This is a genomic window from Micromonospora sp. NPDC051300, from assembly GCF_044455315.1.
GTDB classification, from domain to species: domain Bacteria; phylum Actinomycetota; class Actinomycetes; order Mycobacteriales; family Micromonosporaceae; genus Micromonospora; species Micromonospora robiginosa.
Map to the genome: position 1 here is coordinate 280,321 of NZ_JBITEP010000003.1, position 17,202 is coordinate 297,522.

The 17,202-nt window shown below is 72.9% G+C and carries 14 protein-coding genes; 9 read left to right on the forward strand and 5 right to left on the reverse strand.

Annotated features, from left to right (window positions below; all coding sequences use genetic code 11):
* Positions 1-69 precede the first annotated feature (69 nt).
* Positions 70-570, forward strand: a complete 501-nt coding sequence (locus ACIA5A_RS06340; protein ID WP_396757007.1) for a DUF456 domain-containing protein — start codon at positions 70-72, stop codon at positions 568-570.
* A gap of 32 nt (positions 571-602) precedes the next feature.
* Here the strand turns inward: ACIA5A_RS06340 and ACIA5A_RS06345 are convergent, their stop codons facing one another.
* Complete coding sequence (locus tag ACIA5A_RS06345; protein WP_396757092.1) at positions 603-1,454, reverse strand: glycosyltransferase family 8 protein; 852 nt, start codon at positions 1,452-1,454, stop codon at positions 603-605.
* 367 nt (positions 1,455-1,821) lie between these two features.
* Between ACIA5A_RS06345 and ACIA5A_RS06350 the strand changes: the two genes are divergently transcribed.
* A complete protein-coding gene (locus ACIA5A_RS06350) occupies positions 1,822-3,384 on the forward strand; it encodes an amino acid permease (RefSeq protein WP_396757009.1) in 1,563 nt (520 codons plus the stop codon).
* Between the two features lie 142 nt (positions 3,385-3,526).
* On the opposite strand, the gene ACIA5A_RS06355 is transcribed toward ACIA5A_RS06350, so the two are convergent.
* Positions 3,527-3,727: a DUF397 domain-containing protein gene (locus tag ACIA5A_RS06355; protein WP_396757011.1), complete on the reverse strand. Its 201-nt coding sequence runs from the start codon at positions 3,725-3,727 to the stop codon at positions 3,527-3,529.
* Positions 3,714-4,508, reverse strand: coding sequence for a helix-turn-helix domain-containing protein (locus tag ACIA5A_RS06360; RefSeq protein WP_396757013.1), 795 nt, complete (start codon positions 4,506-4,508; stop codon positions 3,714-3,716). The genes ACIA5A_RS06355 and ACIA5A_RS06360 overlap by 14 nt, the downstream gene beginning before the upstream one ends.
* A 233-nt stretch (positions 4,509-4,741) precedes the next feature.
* Between ACIA5A_RS06360 and ACIA5A_RS06365 the strand changes: the two genes are divergently transcribed.
* Together ACIA5A_RS06365 and ACIA5A_RS06370 are read left to right on the forward strand one after the other, a co-directional pair.
* Positions 4,742-5,053 carry a hypothetical protein gene (locus ACIA5A_RS06365; RefSeq protein WP_396757015.1) on the forward strand — a complete coding sequence of 104 codons (312 nt, stop codon included), beginning with the start codon at positions 4,742-4,744 and terminating at the stop codon, positions 5,051-5,053.
* A gap of 23 nt (positions 5,054-5,076) precedes the next feature.
* The gene (locus ACIA5A_RS06370; RefSeq protein WP_396757017.1) at positions 5,077-5,301 is read left to right on the forward strand and encodes a flavin reductase; all 225 of its coding nucleotides are present in this window, start codon (positions 5,077-5,079) and stop codon (positions 5,299-5,301) included.
* A 35-nt stretch (positions 5,302-5,336) separates the two neighbouring features.
* Here ACIA5A_RS06370 and ACIA5A_RS06375 read toward each other — a convergent pair whose 3' ends face one another.
* Positions 5,337-6,512, reverse strand: a complete 1,176-nt coding sequence (locus tag ACIA5A_RS06375) for a PQQ-dependent sugar dehydrogenase (protein ID WP_396757019.1) — start codon at positions 6,510-6,512, stop codon at positions 5,337-5,339.
* An 88-nt stretch (positions 6,513-6,600) separates the two neighbouring features.
* Here ACIA5A_RS06375 and ACIA5A_RS06380 point away from each other — a divergent pair, with 88 nt between their 5' ends.
* From ACIA5A_RS06380 to ACIA5A_RS06400, 5 genes are all read left to right on the forward strand, one after another.
* Positions 6,601-7,965: a glutamine synthetase family protein gene (locus ACIA5A_RS06380; RefSeq protein WP_396757021.1), complete on the forward strand. Its 1,365-nt coding sequence runs from the start codon at positions 6,601-6,603 to the stop codon at positions 7,963-7,965.
* 226 nt (positions 7,966-8,191) lie between these two features.
* The gene (locus tag ACIA5A_RS06385) at positions 8,192-9,535 is read left to right on the forward strand and encodes an aldehyde dehydrogenase family protein (protein WP_396757094.1); all 1,344 of its coding nucleotides are present in this window, start codon (positions 8,192-8,194) and stop codon (positions 9,533-9,535) included.
* 5 nt (positions 9,536-9,540) lie between these two features.
* Positions 9,541-10,308: a 3-oxoacyl-ACP reductase gene (locus ACIA5A_RS06390; RefSeq protein WP_396757023.1), complete on the forward strand. Its 768-nt coding sequence runs from the start codon at positions 9,541-9,543 to the stop codon at positions 10,306-10,308.
* Positions 10,309-10,363: 55 nt separating this feature from the next.
* The gene (locus ACIA5A_RS06395) at positions 10,364-11,137 is read left to right on the forward strand and encodes a gamma-glutamyl-gamma-aminobutyrate hydrolase family protein (protein ID WP_396757024.1); all 774 of its coding nucleotides are present in this window, start codon (positions 10,364-10,366) and stop codon (positions 11,135-11,137) included.
* Positions 11,138-11,260: 123 nt separating this feature from the next.
* On the forward strand, positions 11,261-14,920 hold the full coding sequence (locus ACIA5A_RS06400; protein WP_396757026.1) for a SpoIIE family protein phosphatase: 3,660 nt from the start codon (positions 11,261-11,263) through the stop codon (positions 14,918-14,920).
* On the opposite strand, the gene ACIA5A_RS06405 is transcribed toward ACIA5A_RS06400, so the two are convergent.
* Positions 14,917-17,115: a hypothetical protein gene (locus ACIA5A_RS06405; RefSeq protein WP_396757028.1), complete on the reverse strand. Its 2,199-nt coding sequence runs from the start codon at positions 17,113-17,115 to the stop codon at positions 14,917-14,919. The genes ACIA5A_RS06400 and ACIA5A_RS06405 overlap by 4 nt on opposite strands.
* Positions 17,116-17,202 lie beyond the last annotated feature (87 nt).

The window sequence follows — 17,202 nt, forward strand, 5'->3', positions numbered from 1 at the left end:
GCCCCCTCTTAACGCCTCCGGTATAGGAGGGGCCCCCTGTTAACAGTTCGCACAGACGAGAGGATCACGGTGAGTCTGACCGATTCGCAGGCCGTGGTGTCGGTGGTCGCCGCGCTCGCCATCCTGGCCGGGCTGGCCGGCGTGGTGGTGCCCGGCCTGCCGGCGCTGCCGCTGTGCTGGGGCGGGGTGCTGGTGTGGGCGCTGTTCGGCGACGCCGGGGCGGGCCGGTGGGCGGTTCTCGCCGCCGCCACCGTGGTCGCCGCCGGCGGCACCGTGGTCAAGTACCTCTGGCCGGGGCGGAACCTGAAGCGCACCGGCGTGCCCACCCGGTCGCTGCTGGCCGGCGCGCTGCTCGGCGTGGTCGGGTTCTTCGTGATCCCGGTGATCGGGCTGCCGATCGGCTTCGTCGCCGGGATCTGGGGCGCGGAACTGCTGCGGCTGGGCAGCAACAAGCTGGCCTGGCCGGCCACCGTGCAGGCGCTCAAGGCGGCCGGCCTGTCCATGGTCGTCGAGTTCATGTCCGGCATGGTGATCGCCGCGCTCTGGGTGGCGGGCCTGCTGTTCGCCTGAGCCACTGCGGCGTCACCCGGGTCGACCCACCGTCACCGACGGGAGGCGGTGAGTGACCCCGCGCGGGCCGCGACCAGGTCGGTGCGCCGTCGGTGCCTGCGGTAGAGCTGCCGGAACACGCTGTCCGGGAAGGCCGGATGCCAGGGCTTCACCGGGCCGGCGAAGTGGATGATGGACGCGTCCGTGATGTTCCCGCCGACGGCCGGGTCGAGCCGCCAGGCCATCATGTGGTTCCACCGCTTGGGCAGCCGGGTCCACCGGCCGTAGACCGCGTGGTTGAGCGCGTCCTGGTCCGGGAAACGCGCCTCGTGGGCGTGGCGGGAAATGTAGTCGAGCGCCGCGGCGGTGATCCCGAGTTCCCGCCACCGCGGCACGTCGATGAGCAGCACCCCGGAGTTCAGGTACGGCGCCTGGGCGTCGACGTGGCGGTATCCGTAGATGCCGGGCAGGCCGCTGTTGTCGATGAGGCGGCGGGTGAACGCGTCCCGGACCGCGCCGACCGGCGTGTCGCCCAGGTCGACGTCGCGCAACGGCGCCAGGGAGCCGGTGCAGAGCACGTCGGAGTCGAGGTAGAGCAGTCGATCGACGCCCGGGGGGAGGGCGTGCGGGATCAACAGCCGCAGGTACATGGCGGCGGAGAGGTAGCTCAGGTGGGGCTCGCGGGATCCGGGCAGGCGGATCGGAGGCGGGTCCACGGTCAGGAAGGTGACGGTGGCGTGCCGGGCCGCCCGGGTCAGCGAGGCCCGGGCCTGCTCGGTGACGTCGTCGTCGGCGGCCAGCCAGAACCGCAGCGGTTCGGTAGGCGTCTGGGCGGCCACGGTGGACATCACGACCGCCGCGTGCGGGGCGTAGGTGGCATCGAAGGCCAGTGCGCAGTCCAGGATTACCTCCTCGGTCGGGGTGGACGACTGTCAATTTACAACGTTGCATTTCTGTCGACAACCCGGCGCTGCGCCGGTTCGGGGGAGGTGGCCTCTGCGGGCTGGGTGACCGTCGGTCGGCAGAGAGCGGCGGCGCGGGCGTCCGGGGGTACGGCGAGACGCCGTACTTCAGTGAGAGAGAGGTGGACGCCGCGCGCCGCCACGAACCGGGCGTTGCCGAGCGCCCGGTGCCGGCCCGTCGGGTCGGGCCTGGTCACAGCTCCAAGGATGCCCCGGGCCGGGGGCCGGGACAACGCATTTAACCGGTACGCGTATTGACCACCTTGATCGGCGGGAGCAGACTGCGAGCACTCGCCCGAGGAGGTGTGCAGTGGCCACGACGCCCGCGCCGACCGCCGAGCAGCCGATGGACGACGACGCCCGACGACTCGCCGAACTCGGCTACAAGCAGGAGTTGCGCCGCAAGTGGAGCGGCTTCTCCAACTTCGCCATCTCGTTCTCCATCATCTCGATCCTGGCCGGCTGCTTCACCACGTTCGGCCAGGCGTGGAACAACGGCGGCCCGGTCGCGATCTCCTGGGGCTGGCCGCTGATCTCGATGTTCATCCTGATCATCGGGTTCTGCCTGGCCGAGTTGGTCTCGGCGTACCCGACGGCGGGCGGGATCTACTGGTGGGCGGCGACGATGGGTCGCCCCGTGCACGGCTGGTTCACCGGCTGGCTCAACCTGATCGGGCTGGTCGCGGTGACCGCCTCGGTCGACTACGGCTGCGCCACGTTCCTCAACCTGACGCTGTCGGCGCTGTTCGACGGCTGGGAGGGCACCGGGCAGCAGACGTTCGGGCTGTTCGTGGTGATCCTCGCGCTGCACGGCCTGATCAACATCTACGGGCACCACGTCATCGACGTACTCCAGAACGTCTCGGTCTGGTGGCACGTGGCCGGCGCGGCCGCGGTGGTGCTGATCCTGGTCCTGGTCCCGGACGACCACCAGAGCTTCCGGTTCGTGTTCACCCAACGGTTCGACAACTCCGGATTCGGTGACGGCGGCGGGCTGACGTTCTGGTTCTACGTGCTGCCGCTGGGCTTCCTGCTCACCCAGTACACGATCACCGGCTTCGACGCGTGCGCGCACGTCTCCGAGGAGACCCGGGGCGCGTCCAAGGCCGCCGCGCAGGGGCTGTGGCGGTCGATCTTCTATTCCGCCGTGGGTGGCTGGATCCTGTTGCTCGCGTTCCTGTTCGCGGCCACCGACGTGGAGGCGATCCACGAGGCGAGCGGGTTCTCCGGGGCGATCTTCGAGACCGCGCTGACCCCGTTCTTCTTCAAGGCGGTCATCATCATCTCCACCATCGGGCAGTTCTTCTGCGGGATGAGCTGCGTGACCTCGATGTCGCGGATGGCGTACGCGTTCAGCCGGGACCGGGCGGTGCCCGGCTGGCGGCTCTGGTCGACTGTCAACCGCAACGGCACGCCGGTCAACGCCATCATCGGCGCCACGCTGGCCGGGCTGGTGCTCACCCTGCCCGCGCTCTACCAGCGCGGCGGCATCCCTGTCGCGTTCTACGCGGTGGTGTCGGTGGCGGTGATCGGGCTCTACCTGTCCTTCATCATCCCGATCTTCCTGCGGCTGCGGATGGGCGACCGGTTCACCCCGGGGCCGTGGACGCTCGGCCGGCGCTACAAGCTGCTCGGCTGGATCGCGGTGGTGGAGATCGCGATCATCTCGGTCTACTTCGTGCTGCCGATCGTGCCCGCCGGCGTGCCGGGTAACGCCGACTTCTCCTGGACCGCGGTGAACTACGCCCCGCTGGCGATCGGCGGGGTGCTGCTCGGCGTGGCGATCTGGTGGTACGCCTCGGCCCGCACGTGGTTCACCGGCCCCCGCCGCACCGTCGAGGACGCCCCCACCCCACCCTCCCGACCATCCTGAGTGGATCACCATGGGTGTCAAACCGGCCGCGAGACACCCACGACGTTCCACCCGACGGGCTGCGCGGCGGTCGGTGGAACGCCACGGGTGTCAAACCGGCCGTGAGACACCCATGGCGTTCCACCGACGGGGAAGGTGTGGGTCAGGCGACGGGGTCGGACTGCTTGGTCAGGGAGACGAATGCCCGCCACGATGCCGGGGTGACGTGGAGGGTGCCGCCGTCGCGGTCCTTGGTGTCGCGGATCAGCACCACGCCCGGCAGGTTGTCGGCGACCTCCACGCAGTCGCCGCCGCTCGTGCCACTGCGGGTGGACTTCTTCCAGATCGCGTTACTGAGGTCCATGCCGACTCTCGACTTCCTTGATCAGAGCGATTGACAGGGCGTGCGGCAACGCTACGCTGCGCACCCCTTCCCACCGTGCCAGGAGCGTTGACGTCGCATCCTCGTCGTCCACGGCCGAGCCGGCGAGCTGATTCTCCATGTGTCCCACCCAGCCACCCTCGGCCAGATGCGCCAGGGCCAGCGGCCCGGACAGGCCGACGTGAAGACCGGCATCGGCCGGAATGATGTGCAGTTGAATGTGGGGCAGATCAGCCATCTGCACCAGGTGCGCGAGTTGTTCGGCCATGACGGCGTCTCGGCGGCGGAGCGAGGACTCGTCAGTGACGGCGATGACGAGCGGGGGACAGTCGCGGGTGAGGATCTCCTGTCGCGCCATCCTCGCCGCTACCTGCCTTTCCACCTCCTCATGCGGCCTGGTGGTGTCGAATCGCAGCACCGTGCGGGCGTAGTTCTCCGTCTGTAGCAGGCCAGGAATCAGGCACGGATTGAAATACCGGAGTTGCCGAGCCGAGCGCTCCGCCTCCAACCACGGCCTGAACCATGAGGGCTGGCTTTCGCGCTCAGCCATGCGCAGCAGCGACGTCAGGAGGTCGCCGGTCTTCAGCACCTCGTCGGCGCGAGCCAGAAACGCCCGGTCCAGGGGACGGGTGCCGGTTTCCACCGCCGAGACCATGGACGCGGAGTAGTGCACCAGCCGGCCGAAGTCCTCCTGGGTGAGGCCGGAGGCGGAGCGCATCCGCCGGAGCTGAGTTCGGATGAGGCTCGCTGTCGGCTCCTCCACAGATCCTCCACAGTTCACGAGTGATCTTCCTTCGGCATCCACCGCTGGTACCGCCTCTTCGAAGGTGCGCCGTGACCAGGCTCGATGCCTTCCGACCGTAACGGCCTGATCAGCAGACTGTCATGTGTGCGGATCCGCTCGCTGCTACCGAGCGCGGGCGGGTTCCAGCCCGGGGCCGCCCGGTCCCGACGCGAGACCGGGCGGCCCTCTCCACCGACGACGAGGAGCCTGACGTGCACAAGTGGCGGACGAACACCGGCCTGGGCGGCGTGATCACCGTCAGCGGACACCTCGGCTACCACCCGACCTGGGACTGTGAACGCTGCGGAGAGCCCTGGCCCTGCCCGGCGCTGCGCGACATCCCCCGACACCAGCTCGAACCGGCGGCTCTCATCCCGGTGATGGCCTTCCTGCTGCGCGGCGCCATCCGCGACCTGCGGGGCCGCGCCGAGGGACCCGAGCCACCCGAGATCGTCCGGCGGTTCCTCTGGTTCCTGCCGCTCACCGACGACGAGGCGCGGGCGATCGCCCGCCGGCTGCGGTGACCGGTCGCCGGCGGATTCCGCACGTGCCGACGCGTCCGCTGTGGCGGTGCCGCAACTGTGGCGCGGAGTGGCCCTGCCAGCCGGCGCGGCTGTCGCTGCTCGTCGAGTTCCGGGGTGACCGCGTCGGGCTGCTGCTCCACCTCGGCGGGCTGATGGCCGAGGCGGCCGAACACCTTGCCCGGCTGAACCCGGACCACGTGCCGGACCTGCATTACCGCTTCCTGGCCTGGGCGCGGGCGCGTGGCTGACGCCGGCCGGCGGCTGTCCGCGTACCCCCCCGGGGTCAGGGTCCGGGTTGAGGGTGGGTGCGGGGGAAGCGGAGGATGCGGTCGTCGTCGGCCGCCGGGGTGCCGCGCCCGTCGCGGTTGCTGGTGGTCACCCAGAGCGCGCCGTCCGGGGCGACCGCGACGGTACGCAGGCGGCCGAACGTCCCGACCAGCTCCGCCACCGGTACGCCGACATCGCCGGCGGCGTCGACGGGCACCGCCCAGAGCCGGGCGCCCCGCAGCGCCGCGACGTAGAGCGTGCCCCGGGCGAACGCGGCGCCGCTCGGTGAGGCCTGGGCGGGCGGCCAGACGACCACCGGGTCCCGGAACCGGGGATCGCCGGCGACGCCCTCCACGACCGGCCAGCCGTAGTTGCCGCCCGGCACGATCCGGTTCACCTCGTCCCAGGTGCTCTGCCCGAACTCGGTGGCGAACAGCCGGCCGTGCCGGTCCCAGGCGAGCCCCTGCACGTTGCGGTGGCCGTAGCTGTAGACAGGCGAGCCGGGGAACGGGTTGTCCGCCGGCACCCCGCCGTCCGGGCGGATCCGCAGGATCTTGCCGTTGCGGCTGGTCAGGTCCTGAGACCGGGCGGGCACCCCGGCGTCACCGACGCCCGCGTAGAGCATGCCGTCCGGGCCGAACGCGATCCGCCCGCCGTCGTGCGAGGCGGCCCGGGGGATGCCGCCGAGCAGCACCTGCGGGACCGGCGTCGGGGCCAGCCGGAACCGGACCACGCGGATGTCGGCGGCGGTGGTGTACGCGGCGTAGACCCAGCCGTCCCGACGGTAGGTGGGGGAGACGGCGAGCCCGAGTAGGCCGGCCTCGCCACCGGCGACGACGTCGGCGAGGCGCGCCACCTGCCGCGCCGGCCGGCCGGGACGGATCCGCAGGATGGTGCCCAGGTCCCGCTGGGCGACCAGGGCGCTGCCGTCGGGCAGGAACGCCAGCCCCCAGGGCGCCGCCAGCCCGGTCGCGACCACCTGCGGGTTCGCCAGGTCGTAGCCGTGCGCCGGCCGCCTGTCGACGTGCCGCTCGAAGCCGGCCGGGCGCAGGTCGACCAGGTCCGGCTGCGGCGCCGGGTCGGTGGCCGGTCGCGTCGGGTCGGGGACGGGTTGCCGGTCGGCGCGGGCGTCGGTGGCGCCCAGCCCGATCGCGAGGACGGCGGCGACGGCCGCGACGATCCGACGACGCATGTGCGCTCCTGGAGTTTCGCCGCCGGTCGCACCGGGGCATTGACGGTGATCCGGTTTGCCAGTAGACCTTGGTGATGGAGGCCCCCTGATGAGTAGAACGCCGTTCTCCCTGGAGCAGTTGCGGGTCGCCGTCGCCGAGGGCGAGATCGACACGGTGGTGCTCGCCCTCACCGACATGCAGGGCCGGTTGCAGGGCAAGCGGATCCACGCGCCCTTCTTCCTGGACCAGGTGGTGGAGAACGGCAGCGAGGGCTGCAACTACCTGCTCGCCGTGGACGTGGACATGAACACCGTCGACGGCTACGCGATGTCGAGCTGGGAGCGCGGCTACGGCGACTTCGCCATGCGCCCCGACCTGGCCACGTTGCGCCGGACGCCGTGGCAGCCCGGCTCCGCGATGGTGCTCGCCGACCTGGAGTGGCTGGACGGCTCCGGCCCGGTGGTCGCCTCGCCCCGGCAGATCCTGCGCCGGCAGCTCGACCGGCTGGCCGCGCACGGGCTGACCGCGTACGCGGGCACCGAGCTGGAGTTCGTGCTCTACCGCGACTCGTACGAGGACGCGTGGCGGCGCGGCTACCGCGAGCTGACCCCGGCCAACCAGTACAACGTCGACTACTCGCTGCTCGGCACCGCCCGGGTGGAGCCGCTGCTGCGCCGCATCCGCACCGAGATGGCCGGCGCCGGGCTGACCCCGGAGAGCGCGAAGGGCGAGTGCAACCTCGGCCAGCACGAGATCGCGTTCCGCTACGACGAGGCGGTGGCCTGCGCCGACCACCACGTGGTCTACAAGAACGGGGCGAAGGAGATCGCCGCCCAGGAGGGCATGTCGATCACGTTCATGGCCAAGCCGAACGCGCGGGAGGGCAACTCCTGCCACATCCACTTCTCGCTGCGCGACGCCTCCGGCTCGTCGGCGATGCTCGGCGACGGGCCGGCGCACCTGAGCGTGACCGGGCAGCGGGTGCTGGCCGGGCTGCTCGCCACGATGCGTGAGTTCAGCCTGATGTTCGCGCCGAACATCAACTCCTACAAGCGGTACCAGCCCGGCTCGTTCGCGCCGACGGCGTTGCGCTGGGGCACCGACAACCGCACCTGCGCGCTGCGGCTGGTCGGGCACGGGCAGGGGATGCGGGTGGAGAACCGGGTGCCGGGCGCCGACGTGAATCCCTACCTGGCGATCGCCGCGCTGGTGGCCGGCGCGGTGCACGGCATCGAGCACGAGCTGGAGCTGGCGGACGAGTGCACCGGCAACGCGTACGACGACCCGTCCGCCGAGCGGGTGCCCGCCACGCTGCGCGACGCGCTCGACCTCTGGCGGGGCTCCCAGGTGGCCCGGGAGGCGTTCGGTGACGAGGTGGTCGCCCACTACGCCAACTACGGCGCCGTCGAGCTGTCCGCCTTCGACGCCGCCGTCACGGACTGGGAGCTGGTGCGTGGCTTCGAGCGCCTCTGACCCCGTGGGCCGGCCGGCGGCGCGCCGCCGGTTGCTGTGCGTGACCGCGACGAAGACACGACCAGTGCGAAGCGGTATGCCTCAGCGGCATAACTATAACTCTGAGGTATATCGCTCGAAAGCCAACTCGATTCGGCGGCCGCGACACGCCGACCGACAAGGCCGGCGAGGCAGATCCGTGTGAGAGCACTTCTAGCGGAGCGTGGGGGGCGGCGTGGGTGAGGTTATCTCGCCGGTCGACGGGGCTGGCATCGGAGAGGTCCCGGCCTCCTCCGTGGCCGACGTGGACGCGGCCGTGGCGCGGGCCGTGGCGGCGTTCGAGACGTGGCGGAAGGTGGCGCCGGGGGACCGGGCCCGACTGCTGCGACGGTTCGCCGCCGAGGTGGACGCGCACCTGGAGGAGCTGGCGCAGCTCGAGGTGCGCAACGCCGGGCACACCGTCGGCAACGCGCGCTGGGAGGCAGGCAACGTCCGCGACGTGCTCGACTACTACGCGGGCGCGCCGGAACGGCTGACCGGACGGCAGATCCCGGTGCCCGGCGGGCTCGACGTCACGTTCCACGAGCCGCTGGGCGTGGTCGGCGTGATCGTGCCGTGGAACTTCCCGATGCCGATCGCCGGCTGGGGGTTCGCGCCGGCGCTCGCCGCCGGCAACACGGTGCTGCTCAAGCCGGCCGAGCTGACCCCGCTGACCGCGCTGCGCCTGGCCGAGCTGGCACTCGACGCCGGCCTACCCGAGGGCGTGTTCACCGTGCTGCCCGGGCAGGGCAGCGTGGTGGGCGAACGGTTCGTCACCCACCCGGCGGTCCGCAAGGTCTGCTTCACCGGCTCCACCGAGGTCGGCACCCGGATCATGGCCGGCTGCGCCGCGCAGGTGAAACGGGTGACGCTGGAGCTGGGCGGCAAGTCGGCGAACATCGTGTTCGCCGACGCCGACCTGGCGAAGGCGGCGGCCACCGCGCCGTCGTCGGTCTTCGACAACGCCGGCCAGGACTGCTGCGCCCGCTCGCGCATCCTCGTCCAACGCTCGGTCCACGACCGCTTCCTGGAACTGCTCGAACCGGCCGTGCGGGCGTTCCGGGTGGAGGACCCGGCCCGGGAGACCGCCGAGATGGGCCCGCTGATCTCCGCCGGGCACCGGGACCGGGTCGCCGGGTACGTCGACGGCGCCGACGTGGCGTTCACCGGCTCCCGCCCCGACGGCCCCGGCTTCTGGTACGCCCCGACCGTGCTGCTCGCCGACTCGCCGGCGGACCGGCACTGGCGCGAGGAGATCTTCGGCCCGGTCGTCTCGGTGCTCCCGTTCGACGACGAGGCGGACGCGATCCGGCTCGCCAACGACACCGAGTACGGTCTCTCCGGCTCGATCTGGACCCGCGACGTCGGCCGGGCCGTCCGGGTGGCCCGGGCGGTCGAGGCGGGCAACCTCAGCGTCAACTCGCACTCCTCGGTGCGCTACTGGACCCCGTTCGGCGGGATGAAACGCTCCGGCCTCGGCCGGGAGCTGGGCCCGGACGCGCTGCACGCTTTCACCGACGTCAAGAACGTGTTCATCGGCACCGAGGAGTGATCACCGTGCAGGGACGACTTTCCGACCGGGTGGCGGTGGTGACCGGCGCGGGCAGCGGCATCGGGCTGGCCACCGTGCGGCGCTTCGCCGCCGAGGGGGCCCGGGTGGTCTGCGTGGACATCGACGCCGACGCCGGCGCCCGGGCGGCCGAGGAGGTGGGCGGCGAGTTCGTCGCCACCGACGTGGCCGACGAGGCGGCGGTCCGCGACCTCTTCGACGGCGTGGTGGCCCGCCACGGCCGGGTGGACGTCTCCTTCCACAACGCCGGCATCTCGCCGCCCGACGACGACTCGATCCTGGACACCGGGCTGGACGCCTGGGAACGGGTGCTGCGGGTCAACACCACGAGCGTCTACCTGTGCTGCAAGCACGTCATCCCGCACATGCGCCGGCAGGGCAAGGGCTCGATCATCAACACCGCGTCGTTCGTGGCGCTGATGGGCGCCGCGACGTCGCAGATCGCGTACACGGCGAGCAAGGGCGGGGTGCTGGCGATGACCCGGGAGCTGGGGGTGCAGTTCGCCCGCGAGGGCATCCGGGTCAACGCGCTCTGCCCCGGCCCGGTCGCCACCCCGCTGCTGCTGGAGCTGTTCGCCAAGGATCCGGAGCGGGCCGCCCGGCGGTTGGTGCACGTGCCGATGGGCCGGTTCGGCGACCCGACCGAGATCGCCGCCGCGGTGGCGTTCCTGGCCAGCGACGACGCCTCCTTCATGACCGCCGCGCAGTTCGTCGTCGACGGCGGCATCACCGGGGCGTACGTGACTCCGCTGTGAGCGCGGGGAGTGAGCCGGGGTTGCGAGCCCCGCAGTCGCGAACCAGGCCGGCGCTGTGAGTCGACGGCCGGTGATCGGCATCACCGCGTACGTCGAGCCGGCCGGCTGGGCGGTGTGGCGGGACGTGCCGGCGACGCTGGTGCCGCACGCGTACGTCCGGGCCGTCGCCGCGGCCGGCGGTCGGGCCGTGGTGCTGCCCCCGGACGACACCGACGCCGACGTGCTGGAGCTGCTGGACGGGCTGCTGCTGGCCGGCGGCGCGGACGTCGGCCCGGAGCGGTACGGCCAGCCGCCCGACCCGCGCACCGAGGCCCGGCCGGAGCGGGACGCCGGCGAGCTGGCGCTGCTCACCGCCGCGCTCGCGGCCGACCTGCCGGTGCTCGGCGTGTGCCGGGGCATGCAGTTGCTCGCGGTCGCCTACGGCGGCACGCTGCACCAGCACCTGCCGGACGTGGTCGGGCACGACGGGCACCGCCCGGCGCCGGGCGTCTACGGCTCGCACCCGGTGCGCTTCACCGACGGCAGCCTGGCCGGGCGCGTGATGGCCGGGGTGGACCGGGTCAACTCGTACCATCACCAGGCGGTGGCCGACCCCGGCGGCCTGGCGGTCACCGGCCTCGCCGACGACCGGGTGGTGGAGGCGGTGGAGGACCCGGCGCGACGCTTCGTGCTCGGCGTGCAGTGGCACCCGGAGAACGAGGTCGATCCGCGACCGGTCGCCGCGCTGGTCCGGGCGGCGATGTCGCGCAGATCACAGACCGCCGATCCGCCGTCCCGGCCGGCTCGCCCCCGGCCGGCTCGCACCAGCCCCGGGGTTACGACAGGATGAGGCGGAGGTAACCAGCGTCCACCGGGCCGCGTGCGTTACGTTGCTCGTTCGCCGGGGTAGTAGGCGGGGACGGTCGGCGTGGTCGCGCCGGCCGTCGTGGACTTGGCCGGAGCGGGAGGCTGCATGGGCTCGGCCCAGGGGGGCGGGGACGTCGGTCGATCGTTCCCGGCGGCCGGCGCGTCGTCACTGCCACCGTTGCTGACCGCCGCGTTCGCCGCCGGCGGTGAGATGGGCGAGCGGCTGCGCGGCTTCGACTGGTCCGCGACCCGCCTCGGCCACCCGCACGGCTGGCCGGCCGCGCTCTGCCACGCGGTGAGCACCATGCTGGCGTCCCGAGCCCAGATGGTGGTGTTCTGGGGCGAGGAGCACCTGGCGTTCTACAACGACGCCTACCGGCCGACCATCGGCGACAAGCACCCGGCCGTGATCGGGCAGTCCGCCCGGCTGCACTGGGCCGAGACCTGGGACGTGCTCGGTCCGCTGCTCGACGGGGTGCGCCGCACCGGCGTCCCCTACCGGGGCGAGAACCATCCGTTCGTGATCAACAGGCACGGCTTCCTGGAGGACGTCTACTTCGACGTCTCGTACGACCCGATCCGCGAGGCCGACGGCACCGTCAACGGGATCTTCTGCTTCGTCAACGAGACCACCGGCCGGGTGCTCGGCGAACGCCGGTTGCGGACCCTGGCCGAGCTGGGCGACGAGCTGGGCGACGTGCCCAACACGCTCGAACTGGGCCGGGCGGTGGCCCGGGTGCTCGACGCGCACCGCGCCGACGTGCCGTTCAACGCGATGTGGCTCCACGACACCGACGGCGTCCCGGCGCTGGCCGGCTGCGCCGGCGTCGATCCGGCAGTGGTCGCCGGCTGGCCCGGCCTGCCCGCCGGCGAGCCGCTGACCGCGCCCCGCTGGGTCGCCACCGCCGACCTGCCCGGCCCGGTGCCGGCGGACGCCGCCGACCAGGCGCTGCTGCTGCCGCTGACCGCCACCAACGAGCCGGCCGGCGCGCTGTTGCTCGGCGTGTCCCGCCGGCTGCCGTTCGGCGACGACTACCGGGACTTCGTCGACCTCGTCGCCGCGCAGGTCTCCCGCGCCGTGAGCAAGCAGCGGGCGGCCGAGCAGGAGCGGGCCCGGGTCGCCGAACTGGCCGCGCTGGACCGGGCCAAGACCAACTTCTTCGCCAACGTCAGCCACGAGTTCCGCACCCCGCTCACCCTGGTCCTCGGGCCGCTGGAGGACCTGCTCGCCGACCGGGACCTGCCCGAGGGCTACCTCGACCGGCTGACCGTCATGCACCGCAACGGGCTGCGCCTGCTCAAGCTGGTCAACACCGTGCTCGACTTCTCCCGGCTGGAGTCCGGCCGGCTGGCCGCCCGCTTCCAGCCCACCGACCTGTCCGACTACACCGCCCGGCTGGCCAGCACGTTCCGCTCGGCCACCGAGCGGGCCGGGCTGCGCCTGGTGGTCGACTGCCCGCCGCTGCCGGCGCCGGTCTACGTCGACCGGGACATGTGGGAGAAGATCGTCCTCAACCTGGTGTCGAACGCGGTGAAGTTCACCTTCGACGGCGAGATCCGGGTCCGGGTGCGCCCCGGCGACGGAGCGGCCGTGCTGGAGGTCACCGACACCGGGGTCGGCATCGCGCCGGAGGAGCTGCCGCAGGTCTTCGAGCGGTTCCACCGGGTGGCCGGCGCCCGCTCCCGCACCCACGAGGGCACCGGCATCGGGCTCGCCCTGGTCCGCGAGCTGGTCGAGATGCACGGCGGTGTGGTGACCGCGCGCAGCGTCGTCGAGCGGGGCACCACGTTCACCGTGACCGTGCCGTTCGGCTATGCGCACCTGCCCGCCGACCGGGTGTCCGCGCTCGCCCCGGTGCCGCTGACCGAGCCGGAGCAGGCCCGCCTCTACGTCGCCGAGACGGCGCTCTGGACCGACGAGGTGGCCCGCCCCACCGGCCTGCCCGAGCCGTCCGGCACGCCGGGCGGCTCCGGTCGCGTCCTGCTCGCCGACGACAACCCGGACCTGCGCGAGCACGTCAGCCGGTTGCTCTCCCCGGCGTACGAGGTGGTGGCCGTGCGCGACGGCGTGGAGGCGCTGCGGCTGGCCGTCGACAGCCCGTTCGACCTGGTGCTGACCGATGTGATGATGCCCCGGCTGGACGGCTTCGGGCTGGTCGCCGCGCTGCGCGGCAACCCGCTCACCCGGGGAGTGCCGATCGTCATGCTCTCCGCCCGTGCCGGCGCCGCGGAGGAGGTCGCCGGTCTGTCGGCCGGCGCGGACGACTACCTCACCAAGCCCTTCTCCAGCCAGGAGCTGGTCGCCCGGGTCCGGGCCAACGTCGAGCTGGGCCAGCTCCGCGGGCAGATCATCCGCCGGCTGCGGGCGCTCGCCGACGCCGCCGTCGCGATCAACACCGCCCGCTCCACCACCGAGGTGGTGCGGGTGGCCGCACGGCACGCGCTCAACCTGGCCGAGGCGGGCCGGGTGACGGTCGTCGCCACCGGCGCCCGCCACGAGGAGGACGCCGGCGGGGACCTGCCGGCCGAGCCGTCCGTGGTGCTGCCGCTCACCGGCACCGCCGGGGAGCAGCTCGGCGAGCTGCGGGTGTGGCGGCGCGAGGGCGGCGGCACCGAGCAGGCGGCGCTGACCGAGCTGGCCCGGCTGATCGGCGTACGGCTGGAGAACGCCCAGCTCTACGAGGCCGAACACCGGATCGCCACCACGCTCCAGCACAGCCTGCTGCCGCGTACGCTGCCGCAGCTCCCCGGCGCGGTGGTGGCCAGCCGCTACCTGCCCGGCAGCGCCGACGTCGAGGTCGGCGGCGACTGGTACGACGTGATCGGCACGCCCGACGACGAACTGGTGCTGGTCATCGGCGACGTGGTCGGCAAGGGTGTGCGGGCGGCCGCCGCGATGGGCCAGCTCCGCAACGCGCTGCGGGCGTACGTGCTGGAGGGCTACGACCCGGGCGAGGCGCTGACCCGCCTCGACCGGCTGGTCCACTCCACCGACAGCGGCTCCTTCGCCACCGTGGTCTGCCTCGACTTCTCCCCGCGCACCGGCCGGCTCCGGTACGCCAGCGCGGGTCACCCCTCGCCCCTGCTGATCCGAGGAGACGACGTGGCCTTCCTGCACGATCGGGCACTCGGGCCGCCGGTCGGGGCGATCCCGGGCACCGTCTACCGGACCGTCGAGGGCGAACTCGCCCCCGGCGGCCGGCTGCTGCTCTACACCGACGGCCTGATCGAGGACCGGGAGTCGGGCGTCGACGCCGGCCTGCGCCAGTTGCGGGTCGACGCGGGCGCGCGCGGCGAGCACGTGGCCGACCTGGTGGACGCCGTGATGGAGCGGGTCGCCGGGCGGGACCGGCACGACGACGTGGCGGTGCTGGCGCTGGAGGCGGCCGAGCTGAACCGGTTCGCGCTGCGGCTGCCGGCCGACCCGACCCGACTCAGCGTGCTGCGCAAGCGCCTGGAGGACTTCCTCGTCGCCCACGAGGTCGGCGAGACCGACCTGTTCGACCTCACGGTGGCGATCTCGGAGGCCGCGGCCAACGCGATCGAGCACCCGCTCGACCCGGTCGACCCGACGATCGCGGTCGAGGTCACCATCGCCGACCGCACGGTCACCGCCACAATCCGGGACAGCGGCCGGTGGCGCGAGTCCAGCGGGTCGAGTTTCCGCGGGCGCGGGCTGGCGCTGATCCAGGCGCTCGGTGAGATGAGCGTGACCCGCACCGGGGACGGCACCGAACTGACGCTGCGGCGCCGGCTGACCGACTAGTCGTCCCGGGGCAGCCGGGCGGCGAGGTCGCGCACGGCCGCGCGGTAGGTGTCGTCGAAGCGGAACAGGTGACGTTCGATAGGCGGTGGCACGGTGTCGCCGGGCGCGACGGTCAGTCCCGCGGGGTCGCGCACCAGGCGGTCGACGCCGGCGGCGGGATCGTCAGGTGACCCGCCGTCCGGGGGGAAGATCACCCCGCCGACCGGGTCGGTCCGGCGCCACAGGTTGATCCAGCGCCATCCGACGTCCCCGCCGATGCGGCGCAGCATCGCGTCGTTGACGTAGGCGGGAAACACGCGGGCGTAGAGCCGGCGCAGCGGGGACGCGAAGGTGAGCAGCGCGACCCGGGAACGCGCGGACGCCGGCAGTTGCCGCGCGGTCACCGCCGCCAGCACGCTGCCGTGACTCTGACCGGCCAGCACGACGGTGTGCCCGGCGGCGACGAGGTACCGGACCCGTCGGGTGAGGTCGGGCACCGCCCGTTCCGAGTAGCAGGGCGCGGCGAGCGGATGGGCGCCCCGGGGCCAGAAGGTCGCCAGTTCCCACAGGATGCCGATCAGGCGGATGCCTCTGGACCGGTAGGCGAACAGTCCGAAGACGCCCAGCAGGAGGGCGAAGGCGCCGATCAGATAGGCGCCGGTGTCGGTGACGAAGATGACCGGCCGGGCGAGTGACTCGCCGACGAGCCGGCGGGCCAGGTCGCCGGGACCGTCGTGCAGGATCGCCGATCCGGCGGCGCCGAGCGAGATGGTCGCCAGGGTGGCGTACGCGGCCGGCGCCAGCGGCCCGAGCTTGTCGGCGAGCTGCGCCGAGACGATCGCGTCGCGTGCGGCGTGCACCCGGGCCGGGGGAGCCTCGTCCGTCTCGGCGTACTCGGCCCGCACGAGCCGCATGGCGTCGGCCCGACGGGCCGACCGCCGCCACAGTCGGCGGGTCAGGACGACGACCGCCGCGAGGATCACCGCCAGGAAGAACCCCAGGGCCGCCCAGCGGAAGGCCACCGGCGGGGTCAGGGGCGGCGCGCCCGGCGGCGTCGGACGGGCGGGCGTGGGGCTGGACCCTCGGTCGAGGTAGTCGGCGGAGAGGTAGACCACGCCCGAGGAGTAGGAGACCGCGAACCCGATCGCGATGAGGATGAGCACCGGCGCCGCGAGTCCGCGCAGGACGGTGGGGCCGGCGACGTGGTGCCGGCGGGTCACGACGACCAGCGCGACCAACGCGGTGAGCAGCACCATCTGGCTCACGTAGACGACGGCGACGAGCACGTCGTAGCCGGGCAGGTTGTCCGCGGCGGCCCAGGAACTGCGGGGTACGAGCGAGTAGGCGAGCACGGCCGCGGTGAGGATCCCTGACGCGCGGGCCAGCGCGCGGGTCGCGGTGGCGAAGCGGGGCGTGCTGGTGCGACGTTCGATCCCGGGCAGGCAGCAGACGACCAACGCGACCGCGGTCACCGCCAGCACGGCGGCGAACAGGAGATAGCCGGTGAGCCGGCGGTCGTGCGGCACCAGCGCGCTGAGCACCGCGACGTCGAGCGTCCCCAGGGCCGCCGCCAGGTGCACGGCGCGCAGGTGCCGCACGAGGCTGCGGTTGTCCCAGAACGCCGGGTCGTCGAGGCTCTCGATCTCGGAGTCGCCGCCGTCGGGCGCCCGGGTCTCCGGAAGCTGCCACGTCCGGCGGCCCAGGCGCCACAGCCCGGCGATCGCCGCCAGCGGGACCAGGGCGAGGATGGCGAGTTCCCAGCCGGCGGGCAGCCCGGCCAGCCAGGAGACGAAGCGGCGGTTCTCGTAGCAGCGCGGATAGCTCAGGCACTGCCAGGCGACCAGATCGAGCGCCACGCCGACCACCGCCAGCACGTACATCATGGTCAGCGAGACGGACAGCAGCCGGACCACGGCCCGGGCCGGCGCGCCGGCCCGGCCGGTCAACGGCAGGGCCCAGAGCGCGACGTTGCCGAGCATGAACGGCATCAGCAGCACCAGCGAGAACGTCCGTCCCGCCGTGCCGCCGGTCAGCCCGTTCCACCGGTACGCCTCCAGGCGCGCGGTCCCGTCCGGCTCCGGGTCCTCCGGCGCGGCTCCCGGCCGGTAGAAGCCCGCCTCGGCGTCACCGGCGACGAGGTGGGCCGAACGTTCACCGAGGATCCGGTCGGAGCTGCGACCGCCCACCCCGTGCACCCGCAACTCGATCATGGCCACCCGGTCACCGCTCCCGTGTCGAGGACGCGGGTGCGTACCCCGTGCCGGCCGAGACATGTCGGGTCCGCGGGCCCGTTCGATCCCGCT

Bases quoted from the DNA above. Each gene is read 5' to 3' on its own strand.
- ACIA5A_RS06355 (WP_396757011.1), bottom strand. From the start codon at position 3,727: ATGGACCTCAGTAACGCGATCTGGAAGAAGTCCACCCGCAGTGGCACG.
- ACIA5A_RS06375 (WP_396757019.1), bottom strand. From the start codon at position 6,512: ATGCGTCGTCGGATCGTCGCGGCCGTCGCCGCCGTCCTCGCGATCGGG.
- ACIA5A_RS06380 (WP_396757021.1), top strand. From the start codon at position 6,601: ATGAGTAGAACGCCGTTCTCCCTGGAGCAGTTGCGGGTCGCCGTCGCC.
- ACIA5A_RS06400 (WP_396757026.1), top strand. From the start codon at position 11,261: ATGGGCTCGGCCCAGGGGGGCGGGGACGTCGGTCGATCGTTCCCGGCG.